Here is a 20,019-nt window from a genome sequence, read left to right as displayed (position 1 = left end):
GATCAAAGCTTTCGCAGCGCCACCTGCTCGATGAGGTGGTCATGGCCCTTCTGCAGGATCAGATCGGCGCGCGGGCGGGTCGGCAGGATGTTCTGGCGCAGGTTCTTGAGGTTGATGTTCTTCCAGAGCCCCTCAGCGGTCGCCAGGGCTTCTTTTTCGGTAATCGAGGCGTAGCGATGGAAGAAGGAATTGGGGTCGCGGAAGGCGGTCTCGCGCAGGTTCATGAAGCGATGTACGTACCAGTCGCGGATCAGATGTTCATCGGCGTCGATGTAGATCGAGAAATCGAAAAAATCGGAAACCATCGGCACAATCTTGCCATCGGCGGGCAGATGCCGCGATTGCAGCACGTTGATCCCCTCGAAAATCAGAATGTCAGGACGATCGACGATCTTGTATTCGTTCGGCAGCACATCGTAGACGAGGTGCGAGTAGCAGGGTGCCTTGACATTGGGCTGGCCGGCCTTGATGGCCGACAGGAAGCGCAACAGCGCGCCGGTATCGTAGCTTTCGGGAAAACCCTTGCGCTGCATGAGGTTTCGCCGTTGCAACTCCACGTTCGAGTGCAGGAAACCATCCGTCGTGATCAGATCGACCTTTGGGCTCGACGGCCAACGGCGCAAAAGCTCCTTCAGGATACGCGCCGTGGTCGACTTGCCGACTGCAACGGAACCGGCGATGCCGATGACAAAGGGTGTCTTGGCGACATCGGATAGGCTGAGGAACCGGTTGCGCTGCTCGAACAGGATCTGCGAGGATTCCACATGCGAGGACAATAGGCGCGACAGTGACAGATAGATCCGCCGAACCTCGTCGAGATCGATCGGGTCGCCCATCGAGCGCAGCCGCGTCACCTCGTCCGCCGTCAGCGTCAGAGGCGTATCGGCACGGAAGTGCGACCATTCCTCGGACGAGAAGAAATGATAGGGCGAATAGGCGTTGGCCTGGAAATGGTCGAGCGGTTCCGGCGCTGCGGTGGTTTGGGTTGCTATCGTCATGAATTCTGCCGACTGGCCTTCTCTTTAAGGCCGGATTGAACGGTACGCTTCTTAAGTTCGCCCATAACATTCTCTAACGGAATGTCGGCAATCTTTAAAACAACCATCAGATGATAGAGGAGATCGGCGGCCTCACAGGTGAGGTTGTCGCGGTCGTTCATGACAGCTGCCATGACGGTCTCGATTGCTTCCTCGCCCAGCTTCTTTGCCGCCTTCGATTGACCACCCAACACAAGCTTTGCGGTCCAGGATTCCTGCGGTGCCGCTCTCGAGCGCTCGTCTACGATTTTCTCGAGATCGGAAAGGGAAAAGCCGTTCATATCGTCTCTTTCAGGGCTCAGTCCAGGCGCATGGCGATGCCACGCTCCGACATATAGCGCTTTGCTTGCCCAATCGAATAGGTGCCGAAGTGGAAAATCGACGCCGCCAGCACGGCATTGGCATGCCCGTCCTTGACGCCGGCAACGAGGTCGTCAAGGTCGCCGACGCCACCGGATGCAATGACCGGAACGCGGACGGCATCGGCGATCGCCCGGGTCAATTCCAGGTCGTAGCCGACCTTGGTGCCGTCACGATCCATAGAGGTTACCAGAAGCTCGCCGGCGCCGCGCTCAACCATCTTCCAGGCGAACTCGACGGCATCGATCCCCGTCGCGTTTCGGCCGCCATGCGTGTAGATCTCCCACGCGCTGAGATTATCGCCCCCAACCCCCTGGCTCCGGCGGCGCTTCGCATCGATCGAGACGACGATGCATTGATTGCCGAACTTGTCGGCAGCTTCTGTCACAAAGTCGGGATTGGCGACAGCTGCCGAGTTGATCGAAACCTTGTCGGCGCCACAGAGCAGTAGCTTGCGGATATCGGCGATGGTTCTAACCCCGCCACCGACCGTCACCGGCATGAAGCATTGCTCAGCAGTGCGGGTCACCACGTCGAAGATCGTGTCGCGATTGTCGGACGAGGCCGTGATGTCGAGGAAGCACAGCTCGTCGGCGCCCGCCGCATCATAGGCCTTGGCAGCCTCGACCGGATCACCGGCGTCGATGAGATTCAAAAAGTTGACGCCTTTGACGACACGCCCGTCCTTGACGTCGAGACAGGGAATGATGCGAGCCTTGAGTGTCATAGCACTGCTTCCTTGCTGCCAGCGGCCCTGATCAGCGCCAGCGCCTCGCCCGGGTCGATCCGGCCATCATAGAGCGCACGGCCGGAAATCGCACCCTCGAGCTTGCGCGCGTCCGGCTCGAGCATGCGCCTGACGTCGTCAAGCGATGCAAGGCCACCCGAAGCGATGACGGGGATCGAGACCGCATCGGCAAGCTCGAGCGTCGAAGCCCAGTTGATGCCGGCAAGAATGCCGTCCCGGTCGATATCCGTATAGATGATCGCCGCCACGCCAGCGCCCTCGAATTTGCGTGCCAATTCGATCACGCCGAGCTGCGAGGCCTCGGCCCAGCCCTCGACGGCAACCTTGCCGCCCTTGGCGTCAATTCCGACGGCAACCCGGCCTGGAAATTTGCGGCAAGCCTCGATCACCAGCGCCGGATCGCGAACCGCGATGGTGCCGAGGATGACGCGACTTAGCCCGCGCGCCAGCCAGCTTTCGATATGATCGAGCGTGCGGATGCCACCACCAAGTTGCACCGGATTTTTCGTCGCCTTCAAGATGCGATCGACCGCATCGCCGTTGACACTTGTACCGGCGAAGGCGCCATTGAGGTCGACCACATGCAGCCATTCGAAGCCCTGGTCCTCAAAGGCTTTCGCCTGCGCCGCGGGGTCGGGATTGTAGACGGTCGCCTGCGCCATGTCGCCGAGCTTCAGGCGAACACACTGGCCATCCTTGAGGTCGATTGCTGGAAAAAGGATCATGATATCTGGGTCCGTTCGATGCGCGAAGCCGTCAAGGCTTCCAGCGCAGGAAATTGGCAATCAGGGCAAGGCCGAGTTTTTGGCTTTTCTCGGGGTGAAACTGCGAGCCAACCATATTGTCGCGCCCGACGAAGGCAGTGACAGGCCCGCCGTAATTCGTAGTCGCTATGACGTCGCCAGGATTGTCGGCTGCCAGGTGGTAGGAGTGCACGAAATAGGCATGCAGTCCCTCGGCCCCGGTCGGGATGCCATCAAAAAGCGGGTGCGGGCTTCGCAGATCCAGCGTGTTCCAGCCGATCTGCGGGATTTTCAAGAGGGCATCGTCCGGCGTCATCTCAATAACATCGCCGCTGATCCAGTCTAGGCCCTGCGTCGTCGTCTTCTCGAGACCACGCGACGACATCAGCTGCATGCCGACGCAAATGCCGAGGAAAGGTCGTGCCTTTTGCTCGACAGCCTCGACCAGTGCCGCGGTCATCCCGTCGACGGCATCTAACCCCCGGCGGCAATCCGCATAGGCGCCAACACCGGGAAGAACAATCCGGTCGGCCGTCGCCACGCGGTCGGCCCGGTCGGTCAATTCGATCTCGGCGTCGATACCGGCCTCGCGGGCGGCTCGTTCGAACGCTTTCGTGGCGGATCGGAGATTTCCGGAGCCATAGTCGATAATGACGACGTGCATCGCTCAGCGCCCTCCGTCATAACCGATGAGGCCGAGCGCCGCGCCACCGGAATTGCCGGTGCCGTGTGTCGGAATATCCCAATACACCGACGGAATATTCGTAGCCATTTCATCAGGAATTTCGGCAAAATAAATCTCTTCGGCCTCCGAAAGCCGGCGCGCCGAAACCAGCCCGGTTTCCTTCCAGCCCATTGCAACGAGCCTCCGGGCAACAAGGTTGCGCCCCTCGACCGCAGCAAGCAGGCTGACGCCAAGGAGAATGGCAATGCCGGCCGGCCACAGGGCAGCCTTGCCAATCAGAGCGAGGCCAAACATCTGGAGAAGAAACGCAGCTATCCCGGAAAGCCACAGCCGCTGCCAAAGCAACCAGATCCAGGGGAAGAAAAAGGCGAGCAGCGAAAAACCGTCGCGGATGAAGCGAGTGTTCTCATGGTCTTTGCCCGGCCCGCTCGCCGGTGTCAGGATAAGGTAGCTTGCCATCGTCTTGCTATGCTCGTGAACGGCTTAGGCGAGCGTGCCCTTGGTCGAGGGAATGCGGCCTGCCTGCCTTGGGTCAATCTCGGTTGCCACACGGAGCGCGCGGGCAACAGCTTTGAAGCATGTCTCGGCAATATGGTGATTGTTGGCGCCATAGTGATTGAGGACGTGCAGCGTGATCCCGGCATTCTGCGCCAGCGCCTGGAAAAACTCGCGCACCAGCTCGGTATCGAAGGTGCCGATCTTGGGTGAGGTGAAGGCCACATTCCAGACAAGAAAGGGCCGGCCGGAAAGGTCGACCGCTGCCTTGGTCATCGTCTCGTCCATGGCAAGGTCGATCGAGGCGTAGCGCGCAATGCCACGGCGATCACCGAGCGCCTTGGCGATTGCCAGGCCGATGGCGATGCCGGTGTCCTCGACGGCATGATGATCGTCGACATGCAGGTCGCCCTTGGTCTCGATCTCCATGTCGATCAGGGAGTGGCGCGAAAGCTGATCGAGCATGTGATCGAAAAAGCCCACGCCCGTCGAAATCGTCGATTTTCCGGTACCGTCGAGAACGACGGAAACCGACACCGAGGTCTCGTTCGTCTTGCGGGAAATGCTTGCCGTGCGGCTCGCAACGGTCTCTGCCATGGCCTGCTCCATCGGAATTATGGCCGTTCCTTATCAGGCACATCAGGAAATATCCAGAAGTTACATGACGGCAGCTCGTCTTTGGCAACGCCTCTGTCACGATTCGGAAATGAAGGCCATTTGCAATCGTGGGAAGCCGACTTACATAGGTCTCGACAGGGCCGATGCACGGCCCCTCGACAGCGCCCGGGATCGGGCAAAGACAGGTGTTTCATGACAACAATCATAACAGTGCGGAAAGGTGGCCAGGTCGTGATGGCCGGTGATGGCCAGGTCAGCCTCGGCCAAACCGTGATGAAGGGCAACGCCCGCAAGGTTCGCCGCATCGGCAAAGGCGACGTCATAGCAGGCTTTGCCGGCGCGACGGCGGATGCCTTCACGCTTCTCGATCGGCTCGAAAAGAAGCTGGAGCAATATCCAGGACAGCTAATGCGCGCCGCCGTCGAGCTGGCCAAGGACTGGCGGACCGACAAATATCTACGCAACCTCGAGGCAATGATGTTGGTCGCCGACAAGTCGATCACGCTGGCGCTCACCGGCAACGGCGATGTGCTGGAGCCCGAGCACGGAGCGACTGCAATCGGCTCCGGCGGCAACTATGCTTTGGCAGCAGCACTCGCCTTGATGGACAGCGACAAGTCGGCAGACGAGATTGCCCGTCGAGCGCTGGATATCGCGGCCGACATCTGTGTCTACACAAACCACAATGTCGTCGTCGAAACACTCGACACCGAAGGCTGATTTCCTTTCCTGATCGTTTCTAGCCCTGACGGGAAACCCATAAGATGACCACTTTTTCTCCCCGCGAGATCGTTTCCGAACTCGACCGCTATATTATCGGCCAACATGAGGCCAAGCGCGCCGTCGCAATCGCACTGCGTAACCGCTGGCGCCGCCAGCAGCTCGAGCCCTTCCTGCGTGAGGAAGTGATGCCGAAGAACATCCTGATGATCGGCCCGACCGGTGTCGGCAAGACGGAAATATCCCGTCGGCTGGCCAAGCTCGCAGGCGCGCCTTTCATAAAGGTGGAAGCCACCAAATTCACTGAAGTCGGCTATGTCGGCCGCGACGTCGAGCAGATCATTCGCGATTTGGTTGAGGTCGGCATCGGCTTGGTGCGCGAAAAGAAGCGCAGCGAAGTCCAGGCGAAAGCCCATATGAGTGCGGAGGAGCGCGTTCTTGACGCGCTTGTCGGCTCGACGTCGTCGCCGGCGACGCGCGAGAACTTCCGTAAGAAGCTTCGCGACGGTGAACTCGATGACAAGGAAATCGACATCGAGGTCGCCGACAGCGGTTCGGGCGCTCCCGGTTTCGAGATTCCCGGCATGCCAGGCGCCAATATCGGCGTGCTGAACCTGTCGGAAATGTTCGGCAAGGCCATGGGCAATCGCACTAAGAAGGTGCGCACTACCGTCAAGGCATCCTATGCGGACCTGATCCGCGATGAATCCGACAAGCTGATCGACAACGAAGTCATCCAGCGCGAAGCCGTCCGCTCCGCTGAAAACGACGGCATCGTCTTCCTTGACGAAATCGACAAGATCGCTGCCCGCGACGGCGGCGTCGGGGCCGGCGTTTCGCGCGAAGGCGTTCAGCGGGATTTGCTGCCGCTGGTTGAAGGCACGACGGTCGCGACGAAGTACGGCCCGGTCAAGACGGACCATATCCTCTTCATCGCCTCCGGTGCCTTCCATGTCTCCAAGCCATCGGACCTGTTGCCGGAACTTCAAGGCCGCTTGCCGATCCGCGTCGAGCTGAAGCCGCTGACCAAGGCAGATCTTCGCCGCATCCTGACGGAAACCGAGGCAAGTCTCATCCGCCAGTACAAGGCGCTGATGGAAACGGAAGGGCTGACGCTCGATTTCACCGACGGTGCGCTAGATGCTCTGGCTGATGTCGCCGTTCATCTGAACTCGTCGGTGGAAAATATAGGCGCGCGCCGTCTGCAGACCGTCATGGAGCGCGTGTTGGACGAAATCTCCTACAACGCACCCGATCGGGGCGGCACCTCGGTGACGATCGATGCCGATTATGTGAAGGAGCATGTCGGCGATCTTGCCGGCAATACCGATCTGTCGCGCTATATCCTCTAGTTCGACGGATCGGCCAGGCCGAATATTCGAAGACGACCCTCGACAGCGGGCCCTTTACTTTTTAGTGAAGGGCCCGTTTCCGTGTATGGAAATTGCGGCACCGGCATCATTCGGCCAAGTTTATGATCCACGCAGCCGCAGTGAAACATAAGATGATATTTCGACAGGGCAACCGATCATGCGACGCATTCTGATTTCCCTCCTTGTGGCCGTGTTCAGCCTCTCCTGGGTTCCAGCGAACGCAGCGGGCCTTCTCACCGTGCCGCCGGGCAATCGCAATGCAGAGCAACCCGACATTCCAGGCGCCTCCGTTCGTCGCACCAAGGGGACGAACGGCACCTTCGAGCGCAAGTACCAGAAAGTCCGCGAGCTCCTGGCAACCGACAAGAAACTCATATCGAAGATCAAGGCGGTATCGCGGGCCTATGATATCCAACCGATCCATGTGATCGGCGCGATCGTCGGCGAGCACACCTACAATGTCGACGCCTATGACGGCTTGCAGTCCTATTACATCAAGGCGGCATCCTATGCCGGCGAGAGCTTTCGTTTTGCCTATAATGGCGAGGACGTCGATGATTTCGTAGCTCGGCCGCAATTTGCCCGGTGCAACGGTAAGAGCGAATCCTACGGTCTCTGGACCTGCAGGGAAGACGTCTGGGAGGAGGATTTCCGCGGCAAGACGATCGACGGAAAATCCTTTCCCAACAACAGGTTCAGCGCGGTGTTTTTCCAGCCTTTCTATGCCGGGCAGACATTCGGGCTCGGCCAGATCAATCCGCTGACGGCTCTGATGCTTTCGGACGCGGTGAGCAGGATCTCGGGCATTCCCAAGCTTGACGAGAAAAAGGCGGCCGACGTCTACCACGCGATCATGGATCCGGACCTGTCGCTTGCCTTTATCGCCGCCGAGGTCAAAACTTCAATTGATGACTATCGCTCGATCGCCGGCATGGACATCTCCAACAATCCGGGCCTCACCGCCACGCTCTACAATCTGGGCAATCCTCGCAAGCGTGCCGCAGCGCTTGCTGCTAGAAACCGGGGTGCCGGCCAGCCGGTCTGGCCTGAGGAAAACTATTATGGCTGGCTGATCAACGAGAAGCTCGACGACCTCAAATCCCTGCTCTAAGCTCGCCAAGCGGGGGCACGAGGAATTCTTCTAATGGCGATCTCATGGATATGAGCCCCGAGCCCTTCACGCCGCCCGCTCCAACCCCGCGAAACGTTCCGCCGTCGCGGTTGGAAATCATCCGCACGATCTTGCGCAACCCGCTCGAGCTTTGGGGCGAGCCCTCCTACACATTGCCGTGGATACACACGCGCTTCTTTCGCGAAAGCACGCTGATCGTCAACGATCCCGGGCTGATCAAGCATGTGCTGGTCGACAACGCCGCCAATTATCGCATGTCGGACATTCGCCAGCTCGTGCTCCGACCGATCCTGCGCGACGGTTTGCTGACTGCTGAGGGGCAGGTGTGGAAACGCTCGCGCAAGGCACTGGCTCCGGTCTTCACACCGAGGCATGCCCGCGGCTTTGCGGGCCAGATGCTGAAGCAGACGGAGGAATATGCGGCGAAATACCAGTCGGTTGGTGTTGATGGCAAGCGGTTCGACATCGCCGTTGACATGACCGAACTCACCTTTGCGATCCTCGCCGACACGTTGTTTTCCGGCGAAATTGTCACTGCCAGCGGCCATTTTGCCGACGACGTCAATCAGCTATTGCATCGCATGGGTCGCGTCGACCCGATGGATCTGCTGCGAGCACCATCGTGGGTTCCCCGAATCACGCGCATCGGCGGCCAGAAGGTCCTCGACAAATTCCGCAGCATCGTCCGCGATACCATGAACTTGCGCCTCGACAAGATGAAGGCGGATCGCGCTGCCGCACCGGACGATTTCCTGACGCTGCTCCTTGAGCAATCAGGCCCCGATGGGCTGACCATGGAAGAGATCGAGGACAATATCCTGACCTTCATCGGCGCCGGCCACGAGACGACCGCAAGGGCGCTTGCCTGGTGTCTTTACTGCGTCGCCAATGTCGCGCATGTCCGCGTCGAGATGGAAGAGGAAATCGATCGCGTCCTGGCAACGGGTGTCGAGCCGGTGGAGTGGCTGGATCTCATGCCCCATGTCCGCGCAGCCTTTGAAGAGACCATGCGACTCTATCCGCCGGCGCCATCTATCAACCGCGCCGCCATAGCGACCGACCAATGGACCAGCCCGACCGGGGAGCGCGTCGACATTCCGGCCGGGGTCACAGTCCTGATCATGCCATGGACCTTGCATCGCCACGCGCTTTATTGGGAAAAGCCGCGGGCCTTCATGCCTGAGCGCTTCCTGCCGGAGAATCGCGTCGGCATCAATCGCTTCCAGTTTCTACCGTTCGGTGCCGGTCCGCGCGTCTGTATCGGCGCGACATTCGCCCTTCAGGAGGCCGTCATAGCGCTCGCTGTCTTGATGCATCGCTTTCGCTTTGATGTGACCGCCGACACCAATCCGTGGCCGGTACAGAAGCTGACGACACAGCCGCAGGGAGGCTTGCCCATGCTGGTCTCTCGTCGAAGCTAGACCAGAGCAAGGCTTCAATCTGCCGCTCCTTGGCTAGCCATCGTGAAGCAAACAGTGCAATAAACGCGGGAACCTTCCGCTTCAGGGACTTGATCAGCGCGTGACTTCCCATTTCCTGCTCGGCATCGATACCGGTGGAACCTACACGGATGCCGTCCTTTTCCATGAGATCCGCGGCGTTGTCGCCAAGGCGAAGTCGCTGACCACGCGGCACGATCTGGCAATCGGTATCGCTGGCGCGGTCGACGCGGTTATTTCTGAGGCTGGCGTCGATGCCTCGGCGATCAGCCTTGTGTCGCTTTCGACGACGCTCGCGACCAATGCCCTTGTCGAAGGCCAGGGCGGGCGCGCCGGCCTCGTCATGATCGGTTTTGGTCCGGATGATCTGAAGCGTGCCGGTCTTGCCGACGCGCTTGGGTCCGATCCGGTCGTCTACTTGGAGGGCGGCCATGATGTTCACGGGAACGAAAACCCGCTCGAATTGGCGGCCTTGGACGAAGTCCTGCCGGAACTGGCAAGAGGTGTGTCCTCCTTCGCCGTCGCAGGTTATTTCGCGGTGCGGAATCCGGCTCACGAAATCCGCGTGCGTGATCGAATTCGGGAGATCTCACACCTGCCAGTCACTTGCAGCCACGAGCTTTCCTCGAAGCTCGGCGGCCCGCGCCGGGCATTGACGACCCTTCTCAATGCCCGCCTGGTCTCGATGATCGACCGGCTGGTCGGCGCCTGCGAGAACTTCCTGGCAGCGCGCGGTATCGAAGCCCCGATGATGGTCGTGCGTGGCGACGGCGCTTTGATCTCGGCGTCCGAGGCAAAGCTGCGCCCGATCGAAACTATTTTGTCCGGCCCCGCCGCGAGCCTTGTCGGCGCGCGCTACCTGACGGGTCTCGATAATGCCGTTGTCTCTGACATCGGTGGCACGACGACCGATGTAGCAGTGATGGAAGCCGGGCGGCCACGTTTGGATGCGGACGGTGCCGTCGTCGGTGGCTATCGCACCATGGTCGAGGCCGTTGCAATGCGGACCTATGGGCTCGGCGGGGATTCCGAGGTGCGCATCAACGAACGAGGCCTCGCCGTAGCGTTCGAACTCGGCCCGCGTCGCCTTCTGCCGCTAAGCCTTGCCGCCGAAACCCACCCGGATGCGATCCTCCCTGTCTTGCAGCGGCAGGTGCGCAGCCCTCACCTCGGCCGCAATGATGGCCGCTTCGCGGTTCGGACCGGCGTGCCGGATCACTTGGCAAGTGGTCTCCAGCCTCAGGAACAGGCCTTGTTCGACAAGATAGGCATGGTCCCGGTGGCACTTGACCAGCTTCTGACGTCAACACCGCAGAAGGCGACCCTCGACCGCCTTGTCGCTCGCGGTCTGGTCCATCTCTGCGGCCTGACGCCGTCCGATGCCATGCACGCCCTCGGTCGCCAAGAGCAATGGAATGTGGAAGCCGCGCAATTGGGCCTCGCCCTTGGTTGCCGCATCAAGGATGGGTCGGCTCGCCCGATAGCCTCGACGGTCGAGGACCTTGCCAAGAAGATTGTCGATCGGCTGACGCGACAGTCAGCGGAGGTCATCCTTGCTGCTTGCCTGTCTGAAGACGGGGTTGGCGATCTGGATCCTGCCAAATCCAAAGCGATTGACCGGGCTCTGCAACGGCAGCCGGGTATCGTCCGCTTCGCCGTCGCGCTCGATCGGCCGCTGGTCGGGCTCGGTGCTTCCGCCTCCGTCTACTATCCGGCGATCGCTGAAATGCTTGGCAGCGAAAGCGCCATTCCCGCCGACGCGGACGTGGCAAACGCCATCGGCGCGGTCGTCAGCCAGGTGCGCACAAGCGCGACAGTCTTTATCACGGCGCCGGAGGACGGAATTTTCATCCTCAACGGCGCCGGAGAAACGCTGCGGTTTATCGACGAAGCCAAGGGTTTCGAGGCGGCGCGAGCCCGAGCCAGGGCGGTCGCACTCGAGCAGGCACGTCTGAACGGCGCCGCTGATCCGGTTGTTTCGATCGTCGAGGAGGTCGACGCCGCTGACATCGAAGGCTCGCGCAAGCTGATCGAGGCGCGGTTCATCGCGACCGCCAGCGGGCGACCTCGGATCGCCGCCGAGTGATCGTGCCATGCGATCCCTGGCATTTTCGGACCACGGATAAATTGACTATCAGCGGCAGCGCTCGCAAATTGGCAGCCAAAGAGAACCGACGTCGGCATCAGGAGTAAATGGCATGGACCGCATTGACAGAAATGGGCTTGCGATCGAAGAGGTGCTTGATGATTTTCTGATCAATGAGGCACTGCCAGGCTCCGGCGTCGATCCGGATAGCTTCTTTGCCGGCCTCTCGGCGATCGTCCACGACCTTGCACCGAAGAACCGCGCGCTGCTCGCCAGGCGCGACGCCTTGCAGGCATCGCTCGACGATTGGTATCGTCGCAATGGTGCGCCGAGCGATATGGAGGCCTATGAGGGGTTCCTGCGCGATATTGGTTACCTCATCCCAGAAGGCCCTGATTTTTCCGTCTCGACATCCAATGTCGATGACGAGATTGCCGTGGTCGCTGGCCCCCAACTGGTCGTGCCGGTCATGAATGCGCGGTATGCGCTGAATGCCGCCAACGCTCGCTGGGGATCGCTCTATGACGCGCTTTACGGCACGGACGCGATTGCGGAAGCGGATGGCGCCGAAAGGGGCAAGGGCTACAATCCAAGGAGGGGCGAAAAGGTCATCGCCTGGGCCCGGGACTTCCTTGATGCCGCCGTTCCGATATCGGATGCAAGCTGGAACGATGTCACCGGCTTTGCCGTCAGGGATGGCGAGCTGGTGCTTGCCGCGGCTGATGGTAGGCACAGCCTGACCTCCGCATCGCAACATTTTGCTGGCTATCTCGGAGATGCAGCCAGCCCCACCCATATCCTTTTGAAGAATAACGGCATTCACATCGAGATTGTCATCGACGCCACGACTGCGATCGGCAAGACCGATCCCGCCGGCATCTCCGACATCAGGCTCGAATCGGCAATCACGGCGATCATGGACTGCGAGGATTCGATCGCGGCAGTGGATGCGCAAGACAAGGCCGTCGTCTATCGCAACTGGCTCGGGCTGATGAAAGGTGATTTGACGGAAGAGGTCGCAAAGGGCGGTAAGAGCTTCATCCGTCGGCTCAATCCCGACGTCGATTATACGGCTCCGGATGGCACGAGCTTCGCGCTGCGCAGCCGGTCCTTGATGCTGATCCGCAACGTCGGGCATCTGATGACCAATCCCGCCATCCTCGATCGCGATGGCAACGAAGTACCCGAGGGCATCATGGATGCCGCGATCACAGGCCTGATCGCGCTCTACGACATCGGTCCGAGCGGCCGTCATATGAACTCGCGCCAGGGGTCGATGTATGTCGTCAAGCCGAAGATGCACGGCCCCGAAGAGGTCGCGTTCGCAGCTGAGATATTCGGCCGCGTCGAGGATATGCTCGGCATGCCGCGATACACGATCAAGATGGGCATCATGGACGAGGAGCGTCGCACGACGATCAACCTCAAGGAATCAATCCGTGCCGCCCGCGAGCGCGTCGTCTTCATCAACACCGGCTTCCTCGACCGCACCGGCGACGAGATTCACACCTCGATGGAAGCAGGCCCGATGATCCGCAAGGGCGACATGAAGCAGGCCGCCTGGATTGCCGCCTATGAGAACTGGAATGTCGATATCGGGCTTGAATGCGGCCTGTCCGGCCACGCGCAGATCGGCAAGGGCATGTGGGCGATGCCGGATCTGATGGCGGCGATGCTGGAACAGAAGATCGCGCATCCAAGGGCCGGCGCCAACACGGCCTGGGTGCCGTCACCGACCGCGGCAACGCTCCATGCCACGCACTATCATCGTGTCAACGTCGCCGAGGTGCAGAAAGCCCTGAAGGGTCGTCCGCGCGCCAGGCTTTCCGACATTCTCTCCGTACCGGTCGCCGTCCGTCCCAACTGGACGCCGGAGGAAATCCAGCGCGAGCTCGACAACAATTCGCAAGGTATCCTCGGCTACGTCGTACGCTGGGTCGACCAGGGCGTCGGCTGCTCGAAAGTGCCTGACATCAACAATGTCGGCCTGATGGAGGACCGTGCCACGCTTAGAATCTCGGCGCAGCACATGGCCAACTGGCTGCATCACAAGGTGGTGACCGAGGCGCAGGTCGTCGAGACCATGAAACGGATGGCTGCGGTGGTCGATCAGCAGAATGCCACCGATCGGGAATATGCCGCCATGGCCGGCAACTTCGAAGGATCGGTGGCGTTTCAGGCGGCGCTCGACCTCGTCTTGAAGGGCCGCGAACAGCCGAACGGCTACACCGAACCTGTTCTGCATCGCAGAAGGCTTGAACTCAAAGCCAAGCAGCACGCTTAAGCCAGATTGCCTGACCAAAAACGCCGACAAACAAAATGGCCGCCGGATGATCCATCCAGCGGCCATTTTCAAATATCGGCTATGGTTGCTGCTACTGGATCACGACAACCTTTGTTGTGTGGCCCGGCAGGACGCGCTTGTAGAGGTCGATAACGTCCTGATTGATCATGCGGATGCAGCCAGAGGAAGCTGCGGTGCCGATTGATGCCCATTCCGGCGTGCCGTGCAGGCGGAAGAGAGTATCCTGGCCCTTGTCGTTGTAGAGGTACATCGCGCGCGCGCCGAGCGGATTTTCAAGGCCCGGGTTCATGCCGTCATCGACATATTTGGCGACTTCCGGCTTACGTTCGGCCATTTCCTTCGGCGGGTGCCAGCTCGGCCATTCCTGCTTCCACGCAACATAGGCGTTGCCCGACCAGGCAAAGCCCTGCTTGCCGACGCCGATGCCGTAACGGATCGCCTGGTTGTCGGCCAGAACGTAGTAAAGATGGCGTTCGCGCGTGTTGACGATGATCGTGCCGGGCGCCTCGCTGCTCTGGAAGGTGACCATCTGGCGGCGGAACTCAGGCTTGACCTTCTGGATCGGGATCGCCGGAAGGGAGAAGCCGGCATCGCTGGTCACGCCATAGTCGCTATCGAAGGTCTTAAGCGTTTCGACGGAGGAGGTTGCTGAGCTGATCGGCGCGGCCGTAGCGGTCGCTGCGTAGCCGGCCGCGGCAACTGTCGCGACAAGGCCGAATACGGTCATTGCATTGCGGAGGCGCATGAATGTCTCTCGGGTTGTGGGTTGGAAAGAGGGATTGCATCAACCATCTTTGACTACGGTTTATTTTAGATATAATGCGCCTTTGCAAGCGACTGCTGCACAACAAAGATCAAGTCCGACGCAAATTGGAACCGCATGGTTTTTTTGCAACAATTCTTGGTGCAGCCGGAGTGATGATCATGACCATTTTGACTGTTTATAATAGTAATCCGTTAATAGACGGTCGCCAGTCCGACCGAGCGCTGCTTGTTCGCAAAGGCATGCAGTTGTTGCTTCACGAGATGCGCCATGCAGTGCTGCCGGAATTGCCGCTCGCCTCTGGGCGTCGCGCCGATCTGATTTCGGTGTCGGAAAGGGGAGAGATATGGATCGTCGAGATCAAGACTTCGATCGAAGACTTCCGGGTCGATCGCAAATGGCCAGACTATCGGCTCCATTGTGACCGCCTCTTCTTTGCGACCCACAAGGATGTTCCGCTCGACATCTTTCCGCAGGACTGCGGCCTGTTTCTCTCTGATGGCTATGGTGCGCATATGATCAGGGAAGCGCCGGAACATCGTCTGCCGCCGGCAACGCGCAAGGCCGTCACGCTCAATTTTTCCCGGGTTGCCGCTCAACGCCTGTTGATGGCGGAATGGGCGACCGGCAAGTCCTTTCCGATCGAATAAGCGACACCTATTTCGGCGCGCGCTTGGCGAGAATCCGCTGCAATGTCCGGCGATGCATGTTGAGCCGTCTTGCTGTTTCAGAGACGTTTCGCTCGCACATCTCGTAGACACGCTGAATATGCTCCCAGCGAACGCGGTCCGCCGACATCGGATTTTCCGGCACATCCGCCTTCTCGCCCGGACGCTGCGTCAAGGCCAGGTACACATCGTCCGCATCGGCCGGTTTGGCAAGATAGTCGAGGGCACCCAGCTTCACGGCTGTCACGGCTGTCGCGATGTTGCCGTAACCGGTCAGAACGATGATGCGGGTATCGTCGCGACGCTGCCGGATGGCCGCTATGACGTCGAGCCCGTTGCCGTCACCAAGTCTGAGGTCAACGACCGCATATTTAGGCGGGCGGCTCTTCGATTTGGCAACGCCTTCGGCCACCGATTCGGCCGTCTCGACCAGAAATCCCCGCGTTTCCATCGCGCGCGCCAGCCGGCGCAGAAACGGCCCATCGTCGTCAACGATCAGGAGGCTTGCATCCGGCCCGATGTGGTCCACTAAGCTTTGGGCAGCAGCGAGCGGTTCGCCGCGCACATCTTCACTTACCTCAATCATTCCTACACGATCCCGGCGGCCACGCCGCCTCCTCAATTGCAGTATTTCTCATTCTCGTTTTAGGCCTGCAAATTCATTTTGTCGAATTGCTATCGATCAACATCCTCGGCCATTCGATCCTGATACGGGCGCCGGGCGCTTCCGGATCGCGGTTGCCGAAGGTCAACGACGCACCGGAGCGCTCCAGCAATGTCTTGGCGATGAAGAGACCAAGTCCGAGGCCGCCGGCAGTATCATCCCGCGGTCTGCTGGTGACGTAGGGCTCGCCGATCCTCGTCAGGATTTCAGGCGCATAGCCGACGCCGTCGTCCTCGATCAGGATTGTCAGCGTCTCCGCATTGAATTCGACGGTCACCGTCACCTTTTCGCGCGCATAATCCACGGCGTTTTCGATCAGGTTGCCGAGCCCGTACATGATGCCGGCATTGCGGTTCAGTACCGGCTCGCCAGCTCGTGGATTCTTCTCTATCAGCTCAAGATTAATGCCGAACTCGCGATGCGGCGCGATAACCTCCTCCATCATCGAGGACAATGTCAGATGTCGCATATGCGCTTCGTTTTCAGATGACAGCGTCGTTAGCCGGCGCAGGATGTCGCGGCAACGCTCGCTCTGGCTGCGCAGCAGCGCGACGTCCTCGCGGTAGCGCTCGTCGTGTCCGAGCTCTCTTTCCATCTCCTTGGCGACAACGCTGATCGTTGCGAGCGGCGTACCGAGCTCGTGGGCGGCAGCGGCGGCAAGCCCGTCGAGCTGCGACAGGTGCTTTTCCCGCTGCAGAACCAGCTCTGTTGCTGCCAGTGCGTCCGCCAGCTGGCTTGCCTCCATCGAGACGCGATAGGCGTAGAAGGCGGCAAAGGCCATGGTTGAGGCGATGGCACACCAGACGCCAAGCTGCATGACGTTATGAACGTTGATCTCCGCCCCTTCATACCAGGGAAGATGGAACGGCGAGAACGCCAACGCGGTGATGCAGATCATCGCCGAGGCGATCAGCGCCATGCTGTAGCGGATCGGCTGGGAGGCAAAGGAGATGATAACCGGCACGCAGACCAGCACCGAAAACGGATTGGCAAGGCCGCCGGTAATGAAAAGAAGCCCGGAAAGCTGCAGAAGGTCAAGCGCGAGCAGGGCAAAGGCTGCCGGCGGCTCCAGTCTATGCGTCGCAGGATAGCGCAATGTCAGGAAGAAGTTGATCCAGGCAAGACAGGCGATCAACACGCACGCAGCCAGCAGCGGCAGTGGAAACTTGAGCCAGAAGGCGACGATCATTACGGTTGCCGTCTGGCCGCAGACCGCAAGCCAGCGCAGCCGCACCAGCGTCTGCAATCGCAGTCGTCTGCTTTTGTGATAGTCGTCCGGAAGCTTTGCGTCCGTGTCTGCCATCAGACCCTGTCCTTTGAGCCCCTCTGAAAGCCGGGGCGGGGCTCATGTACCACGCGGTTTCACCCTTGTCGTTGGCACTGCTGTCGCAGGGTCTTCCGGCCAGGGATGGCGGGGATATCGCCCACGCATATCGGCGCGCACATCCTTCCAGGATCCGGCCCAGAACCCCGGAAGATCGCGGGTCGTCTGGATCGGCCGGTGGGCAGGCGAGGTGAGCTCCAACACCAGTGGCAACCGGCCACCCCCAATTGCGGGATGCTGCTTCAAGCCGAACAGCTCCTGGACGCGGATCGTCAGTAGCGGCTCCCCGCCATCATATTGTATCGGATGCCGCTGCCCGGTCGGCGCTTCGAAATGCGTCGGCGCCAGCCGGCTAAGTTCGCGCTGCAGGTCGTGCGGCACCAGCGACAGCAGCCCATTCGAAAGCCCACCAGGCGAAATATCGGCAAGACCGCGCGCCTCTGCCTGGAATGGGACGAACCACTCGTCAAGTCGCTCAAGCAGCGCGTCTGCGCCCATATCAGGCCAGGGATCGCCGAGGGTGCGATGAAGAAAACCGATCCGGTCGCGCAATTGCGCCGCCTCCTTGGAGAACGGCAGCACCTCAAGCCCGAGATCACGCACGCCCTCGGCGAGCGCCCTCACAACACGCTCGCCTGATGGTCGCGGCAGCGGCGTCTCGTCGAAGATGATTGCCCCGAGCCGCGTCACCCGTCGGGCGCGCACCTGACGGCTCGCCCTGTCGAAGACACATTGCTCCTCGGTCTTGATTTCGCCCGGCAGGTGCGCCTCGACATCCATGCGTGATATCTCGGCCGCCGCCAGAATGCGCGCTTGCGCCGCCCGCCCGGTCAGGTCCGCGATCACAAGCATCGAGCAGCCGGAGAGGCGCTCCGTCTCCGGCAGCTCCGCACCCCGACCGTTGGCCATGACAAAACGCCCGCGCCCGCCCCGTTGCAGCGCGATGCGATCGGGAAATGCGTGGAGCAGCAATTGCCCGGCAAGGACAGGCTCCGGCGACCCAACCTTCTTGTCTCTTGCAGCGTGGGCAAGTCGCCCCGCCAGTTTCCGCGCCGCCTCAGCCCGCTCCCCTCTTTCCGATTTGAAACGCCGAAGCCGGTCTTCAAGATCGACACTTGGTCCGCCGAGCCCCTGTTCCGTCAGAAGTACGGCGAGCAAAGCCGCCTCACGTCCCTGGCCGAAGTCTGCTGCCGAGATCACCATCGCCGCGAGCCTTGGCGGCAGTGACAGTTCCCGCATCAGTCTGCCACGGGCTGTCAGCCCGTTTTCTATGGTGAGCGCCCCGAGTTGCCTCAGCAGCGCCCGGGCCTCACTGAGCGTCGTTGCTGGCGGTTGGTCGACGAAGGCCAGCGCCGCCGGGTCCTGCACGCCCCAATGCGCCAGGTCGAGAGCCAGCCCGGCGAGATCTGTTGAAAAGATCTGTGGCGGTGTGAAGGCGGGAAGTGCAGCCGTCTGGCCCTGATGCCAAAGCCTTATCGCGATGCCCGGCTCAGTGCGGCCGGCGCGGCCGGCCCGCTGGTCGGCGGAAGCGCGGGAAACGCGCACCGTTTCGAGTCGCGTGATTCCGGTCGAAGCTTCGAAGACGGGCAGCCGCTGCATGCCGCTGTCGATGACGATCCGCACCCCGTCGATGGTAATAGAGGTCTCGGCGATCGAAGTGGTAAGCACGATCTTGCGTGTACCCCTGGGTGCCGGGCGGATCGCCGCATCCTGTTCACTCTGACTGAGATTGCCGTATAGAGGCGCGATCACGGTCTCCGGTCCGAAGCGGCCCTGCAGGCGTTCCGCGGTGCGCGTGATCTCGGCCTGTCCCGGCAGAAAGGCGAGGATGGAACCCTCGTCGGCGCCATGAGCATCGAGGATCGCCCGCGTCACCGCGTCTTCGACCCGCTCGCCACCCGGGCGATCTCGGTAGCGGACATCAATCGGGAAGCTCCGGCCGCGGCTCTCGATGACGGGCGGATTTCCAAGCAAACTTGCAACGCGGTCTATGTCGAGTGTGGCCGACATGACGAGGATCCGGAGATCTTCGCGCAACGCCGATTGTACATCGAGAGCCAGCGCCAGTCCGAAATCCGCGTCGAGCGAGCGCTCGTGAAATTCGTCGAAGATGACGGTAGAGACGCCTGACAATTCCGGGTCGTCGAGGATCATCCGCGCAAACACACCTTCGGTCACCACCTCGACGCGGGTCCTGCCGGAGATGCGGCTGTCCAGCCGCATGCGATAGCCGACCGTTTCGCCCACCTGCTCGCCAAGCAGCGAGGCCATCCGCGCCGCGGCTGCCCGCGCTGCCAGCCGTCTCGGTTCGAGCAGGATGATCTTGCCATCGCCGCGCCAGGTCTCGCCAAGGAGATGCAGCGGCACCAGCGTCGTCTTGCCGGCGCCGGGCGGCGCCGACAGCACAGCGCGCCGATGATCGGCAAGTGCTGCGGCGATATCGGCAAGAACATGAGAGACCGGTAGATCGGGAAGAAAGGGGATCATTGTCTGGCGTCAGTCGCGCCGGTCACGTGTTCGTATGCAAGGATCGCTCCCGCTAGATCTTCCAAAGCAGCGCCGACAGATTTGAACAAGGTGATGTCTCGATCGTCAAGGCGTCCCGGCCTAGTTCCATCGACGAGTTCCGCCAGCTCCGCATGGATGGTCTCGGCGGTGAGCGCGCCGCTCTTCAAGGGCTGGACGATGTCGCCCGCCTCGCTCATGGCCCCCGCTCGCGTGTCGACGAAGACCTTGGCCCGCCGGATCGCCGTGTCGTCCGCCTCGCGCATGTGGGGTGTGAAACCGCCGACCAGATCCAGATGTGCGCCCGGTTTCAGCCATTCGCCTGAAATCAGCGGCTGGCTCGACAGCGTCGCG

At 60.9% G+C, this 20,019-nt stretch carries 19 protein-coding genes (1 of these 19 only partly in view); 7 read left to right on the top strand and 12 right to left on the bottom strand.

The features are described from left to right. Positions 1–2: 2 nt before the first annotated feature. From coaA to hisB, 7 genes are read right to left on the bottom strand one after another with little or no spacing between them, the layout of a single operon-like run. Entirely contained in the window at positions 3–998 is a 996-nt protein-coding gene (gene coaA, locus AB4Z52_RS04295; protein ID WP_442216678.1) for a type I pantothenate kinase, read from the bottom strand. Beyond that, positions 995–1,318 (bottom strand): phosphoribosyl-ATP diphosphatase, encoded by a 324-nt coding sequence (locus AB4Z52_RS04290; protein ID WP_442216677.1) that lies wholly within the window; start codon positions 1,316–1,318, stop codon positions 995–997. Before AB4Z52_RS04290 ends, coaA begins: the two co-directional genes overlap by 4 nt. 17 nt (positions 1,319–1,335) lie before the next feature. Then, entirely contained in the window at positions 1,336–2,124 is a 789-nt protein-coding gene (gene hisF / locus AB4Z52_RS04285) for an imidazole glycerol phosphate synthase subunit HisF (RefSeq protein ID WP_442216676.1), read from the bottom strand. Next, the gene (gene hisA / locus AB4Z52_RS04280; RefSeq protein ID WP_442216675.1) at positions 2,121–2,870 is read right to left on the bottom strand and encodes a 1-(5-phosphoribosyl)-5-[(5-phosphoribosylamino)methylideneamino]imidazole-4-carboxamide isomerase; all 750 of its coding nucleotides are present in this window, start codon (positions 2,868–2,870) and stop codon (positions 2,121–2,123) included. Before hisA ends, hisF begins: the two co-directional genes overlap by 4 nt. 31 nt (positions 2,871–2,901) lie before the next feature. After that, on the bottom strand, positions 2,902–3,552 hold the full coding sequence (gene hisH, locus AB4Z52_RS04275; protein WP_442216674.1) for an imidazole glycerol phosphate synthase subunit HisH: 651 nt from the start codon (positions 3,550–3,552) through the stop codon (positions 2,902–2,904). Between the two features lie 3 nt (positions 3,553–3,555). Further along, positions 3,556–4,032, bottom strand: a complete 477-nt coding sequence (locus tag AB4Z52_RS04270) for a DUF2628 domain-containing protein (RefSeq protein ID WP_442216673.1) — start codon at positions 4,030–4,032, stop codon at positions 3,556–3,558. A gap of 24 nt (positions 4,033–4,056) precedes the next feature. Further along, a complete protein-coding gene (hisB, locus tag AB4Z52_RS04265) occupies positions 4,057–4,665 on the bottom strand; it encodes an imidazoleglycerol-phosphate dehydratase HisB (RefSeq protein ID WP_442216672.1) in 609 nt (202 codons plus the stop codon). A 213-nt stretch (positions 4,666–4,878) separates the two neighbouring features. Between hisB and hslV the strand changes: the two genes are divergently transcribed. From hslV to AB4Z52_RS04235, 6 genes are all read left to right on the top strand, one after another. Further along, on the top strand, positions 4,879–5,406 hold the full coding sequence (hslV, locus tag AB4Z52_RS04260) for an ATP-dependent protease subunit HslV (protein ID WP_442216671.1): 528 nt from the start codon (positions 4,879–4,881) through the stop codon (positions 5,404–5,406). Between the two features lie 44 nt (positions 5,407–5,450). Further along, the gene (gene hslU / locus AB4Z52_RS04255; RefSeq protein WP_442216670.1) at positions 5,451–6,758 is read left to right on the top strand and encodes an ATP-dependent protease ATPase subunit HslU; all 1,308 of its coding nucleotides are present in this window, start codon (positions 5,451–5,453) and stop codon (positions 6,756–6,758) included. 178 nt (positions 6,759–6,936) lie between these two features. Continuing rightward, a complete protein-coding gene (locus AB4Z52_RS04250) occupies positions 6,937–7,890 on the top strand; it encodes a DUF1402 family protein (RefSeq protein WP_442216669.1) in 954 nt (317 codons plus the stop codon). 44 nt (positions 7,891–7,934) lie between these two features. Beyond that, positions 7,935–9,332, top strand: coding sequence for a cytochrome P450 (locus tag AB4Z52_RS04245; protein ID WP_442216668.1), 1,398 nt, complete (start codon positions 7,935–7,937; stop codon positions 9,330–9,332). 100 nt (positions 9,333–9,432) lie between these two features. After that, positions 9,433–11,436 (top strand): hydantoinase/oxoprolinase N-terminal domain-containing protein, encoded by a 2,004-nt coding sequence (locus AB4Z52_RS04240; RefSeq protein WP_442216667.1) that lies wholly within the window; start codon positions 9,433–9,435, stop codon positions 11,434–11,436. 112 nt (positions 11,437–11,548) lie between these two features. Continuing rightward, positions 11,549–13,720, top strand: a complete 2,172-nt coding sequence (locus tag AB4Z52_RS04235; protein ID WP_442216666.1) for a malate synthase G — start codon at positions 11,549–11,551, stop codon at positions 13,718–13,720. A 91-nt stretch (positions 13,721–13,811) separates the two neighbouring features. Here AB4Z52_RS04235 and AB4Z52_RS04230 read toward each other — a convergent pair whose 3' ends face one another. Beyond that, a complete protein-coding gene (locus tag AB4Z52_RS04230; RefSeq protein ID WP_442216665.1) occupies positions 13,812–14,486 on the bottom strand; it encodes a L,D-transpeptidase in 675 nt (224 codons plus the stop codon). Positions 14,487–14,665: 179 nt separating this feature from the next. Here AB4Z52_RS04230 and AB4Z52_RS04225 point away from each other — a divergent pair, with 179 nt between their 5' ends. After that, positions 14,666–15,154 (top strand): MmcB family DNA repair protein, encoded by a 489-nt coding sequence (locus tag AB4Z52_RS04225; protein ID WP_442216664.1) that lies wholly within the window; start codon positions 14,666–14,668, stop codon positions 15,152–15,154. 7 nt (positions 15,155–15,161) lie between these two features. On the opposite strand, the gene AB4Z52_RS04220 is transcribed toward AB4Z52_RS04225, so the two are convergent. From AB4Z52_RS04220 to AB4Z52_RS04205, 4 genes are all read right to left on the bottom strand, one after another. After that, entirely contained in the window at positions 15,162–15,758 is a 597-nt protein-coding gene (locus tag AB4Z52_RS04220; RefSeq protein ID WP_442216663.1) for an ActR/PrrA/RegA family redox response regulator transcription factor, read from the bottom strand. 73 nt (positions 15,759–15,831) lie between these two features. Further along, positions 15,832–17,139 (bottom strand): ActS/PrrB/RegB family redox-sensitive histidine kinase, encoded by a 1,308-nt coding sequence (locus AB4Z52_RS04215; protein ID WP_442216662.1) that lies wholly within the window; start codon positions 17,137–17,139, stop codon positions 15,832–15,834. 42 nt (positions 17,140–17,181) lie between these two features. Beyond that, entirely contained in the window at positions 17,182–19,647 is a 2,466-nt protein-coding gene (gene hrpB / locus AB4Z52_RS04210) for an ATP-dependent helicase HrpB (protein WP_442216661.1), read from the bottom strand. Beyond that, on the bottom strand, positions 19,644–20,019 hold the 3' end of the coding sequence (locus tag AB4Z52_RS04205; protein ID WP_442216660.1) for an ornithine cyclodeaminase family protein. The gene runs 584 nt beyond the window's last position; the window shows 376 of its 960 coding nt (coding positions 585–960); the start codon falls outside the window, past its right edge; the stop codon is at positions 19,644–19,646. Before AB4Z52_RS04205 ends, hrpB begins: the two co-directional genes overlap by 4 nt.

It is taken from the genome of Rhizobium sp. 2YAF20, from assembly GCF_052114685.1.
Lineage (GTDB): Bacteria > Pseudomonadota > Alphaproteobacteria > Rhizobiales > Rhizobiaceae > Rhizobium.
This window is presented reverse-complemented; position numbering and strand designations above follow the sequence as displayed.

Excerpts from the sequence above, each read along its gene's own strand:
- AB4Z52_RS04215 (WP_442216662.1), bottom strand. The coding sequence starts at position 17,139 with ATGGCAGACACGGACGCAAAGCTTCCGGACGACTATCACAAAAGCAGA.
- coaA (WP_442216678.1), bottom strand. The coding sequence starts at position 998 with ATGACGATAGCAACCCAAACCACCGCAGCGCCGGAACCGCTCGACCAT.
- AB4Z52_RS04220 (WP_442216663.1), bottom strand. The coding sequence starts at position 15,758 with ATGATTGAGGTAAGTGAAGATGTGCGCGGCGAACCGCTCGCTGCTGCC.
- hisA (WP_442216675.1), bottom strand. The coding sequence starts at position 2,870 with ATGATCCTTTTTCCAGCAATCGACCTCAAGGATGGCCAGTGTGTTCGC.
- hrpB (WP_442216661.1), bottom strand. The coding sequence starts at position 19,647 with ATGATCCCCTTTCTTCCCGATCTACCGGTCTCTCATGTTCTTGCCGAT.
- hslV (WP_442216671.1), top strand. The coding sequence starts at position 4,879 with ATGACAACAATCATAACAGTGCGGAAAGGTGGCCAGGTCGTGATGGCC.
- AB4Z52_RS04245 (WP_442216668.1), top strand. The coding sequence starts at position 7,935 with ATGGATATGAGCCCCGAGCCCTTCACGCCGCCCGCTCCAACCCCGCGA.
- AB4Z52_RS04230 (WP_442216665.1), bottom strand. The coding sequence starts at position 14,486 with ATGCGCCTCCGCAATGCAATGACCGTATTCGGCCTTGTCGCGACAGTT.
- AB4Z52_RS04290 (WP_442216677.1), bottom strand. The coding sequence starts at position 1,318 with ATGAACGGCTTTTCCCTTTCCGATCTCGAGAAAATCGTAGACGAGCGC.
- AB4Z52_RS04225 (WP_442216664.1), top strand. The coding sequence starts at position 14,666 with ATGACCATTTTGACTGTTTATAATAGTAATCCGTTAATAGACGGTCGC.
- hslU (WP_442216670.1), top strand. The coding sequence starts at position 5,451 with ATGACCACTTTTTCTCCCCGCGAGATCGTTTCCGAACTCGACCGCTAT.
- hisF (WP_442216676.1), bottom strand. The coding sequence starts at position 2,124 with ATGACACTCAAGGCTCGCATCATTCCCTGTCTCGACGTCAAGGACGGG.
- hisB (WP_442216672.1), bottom strand. The coding sequence starts at position 4,665 with ATGGCAGAGACCGTTGCGAGCCGCACGGCAAGCATTTCCCGCAAGACG.
- AB4Z52_RS04235 (WP_442216666.1), top strand. The coding sequence starts at position 11,549 with ATGGACCGCATTGACAGAAATGGGCTTGCGATCGAAGAGGTGCTTGAT.
- hisH (WP_442216674.1), bottom strand. The coding sequence starts at position 3,552 with ATGCACGTCGTCATTATCGACTATGGCTCCGGAAATCTCCGATCCGCC.
- AB4Z52_RS04250 (WP_442216669.1), top strand. The coding sequence starts at position 6,937 with ATGCGACGCATTCTGATTTCCCTCCTTGTGGCCGTGTTCAGCCTCTCC.
- AB4Z52_RS04270 (WP_442216673.1), bottom strand. The coding sequence starts at position 4,032 with ATGGCAAGCTACCTTATCCTGACACCGGCGAGCGGGCCGGGCAAAGAC.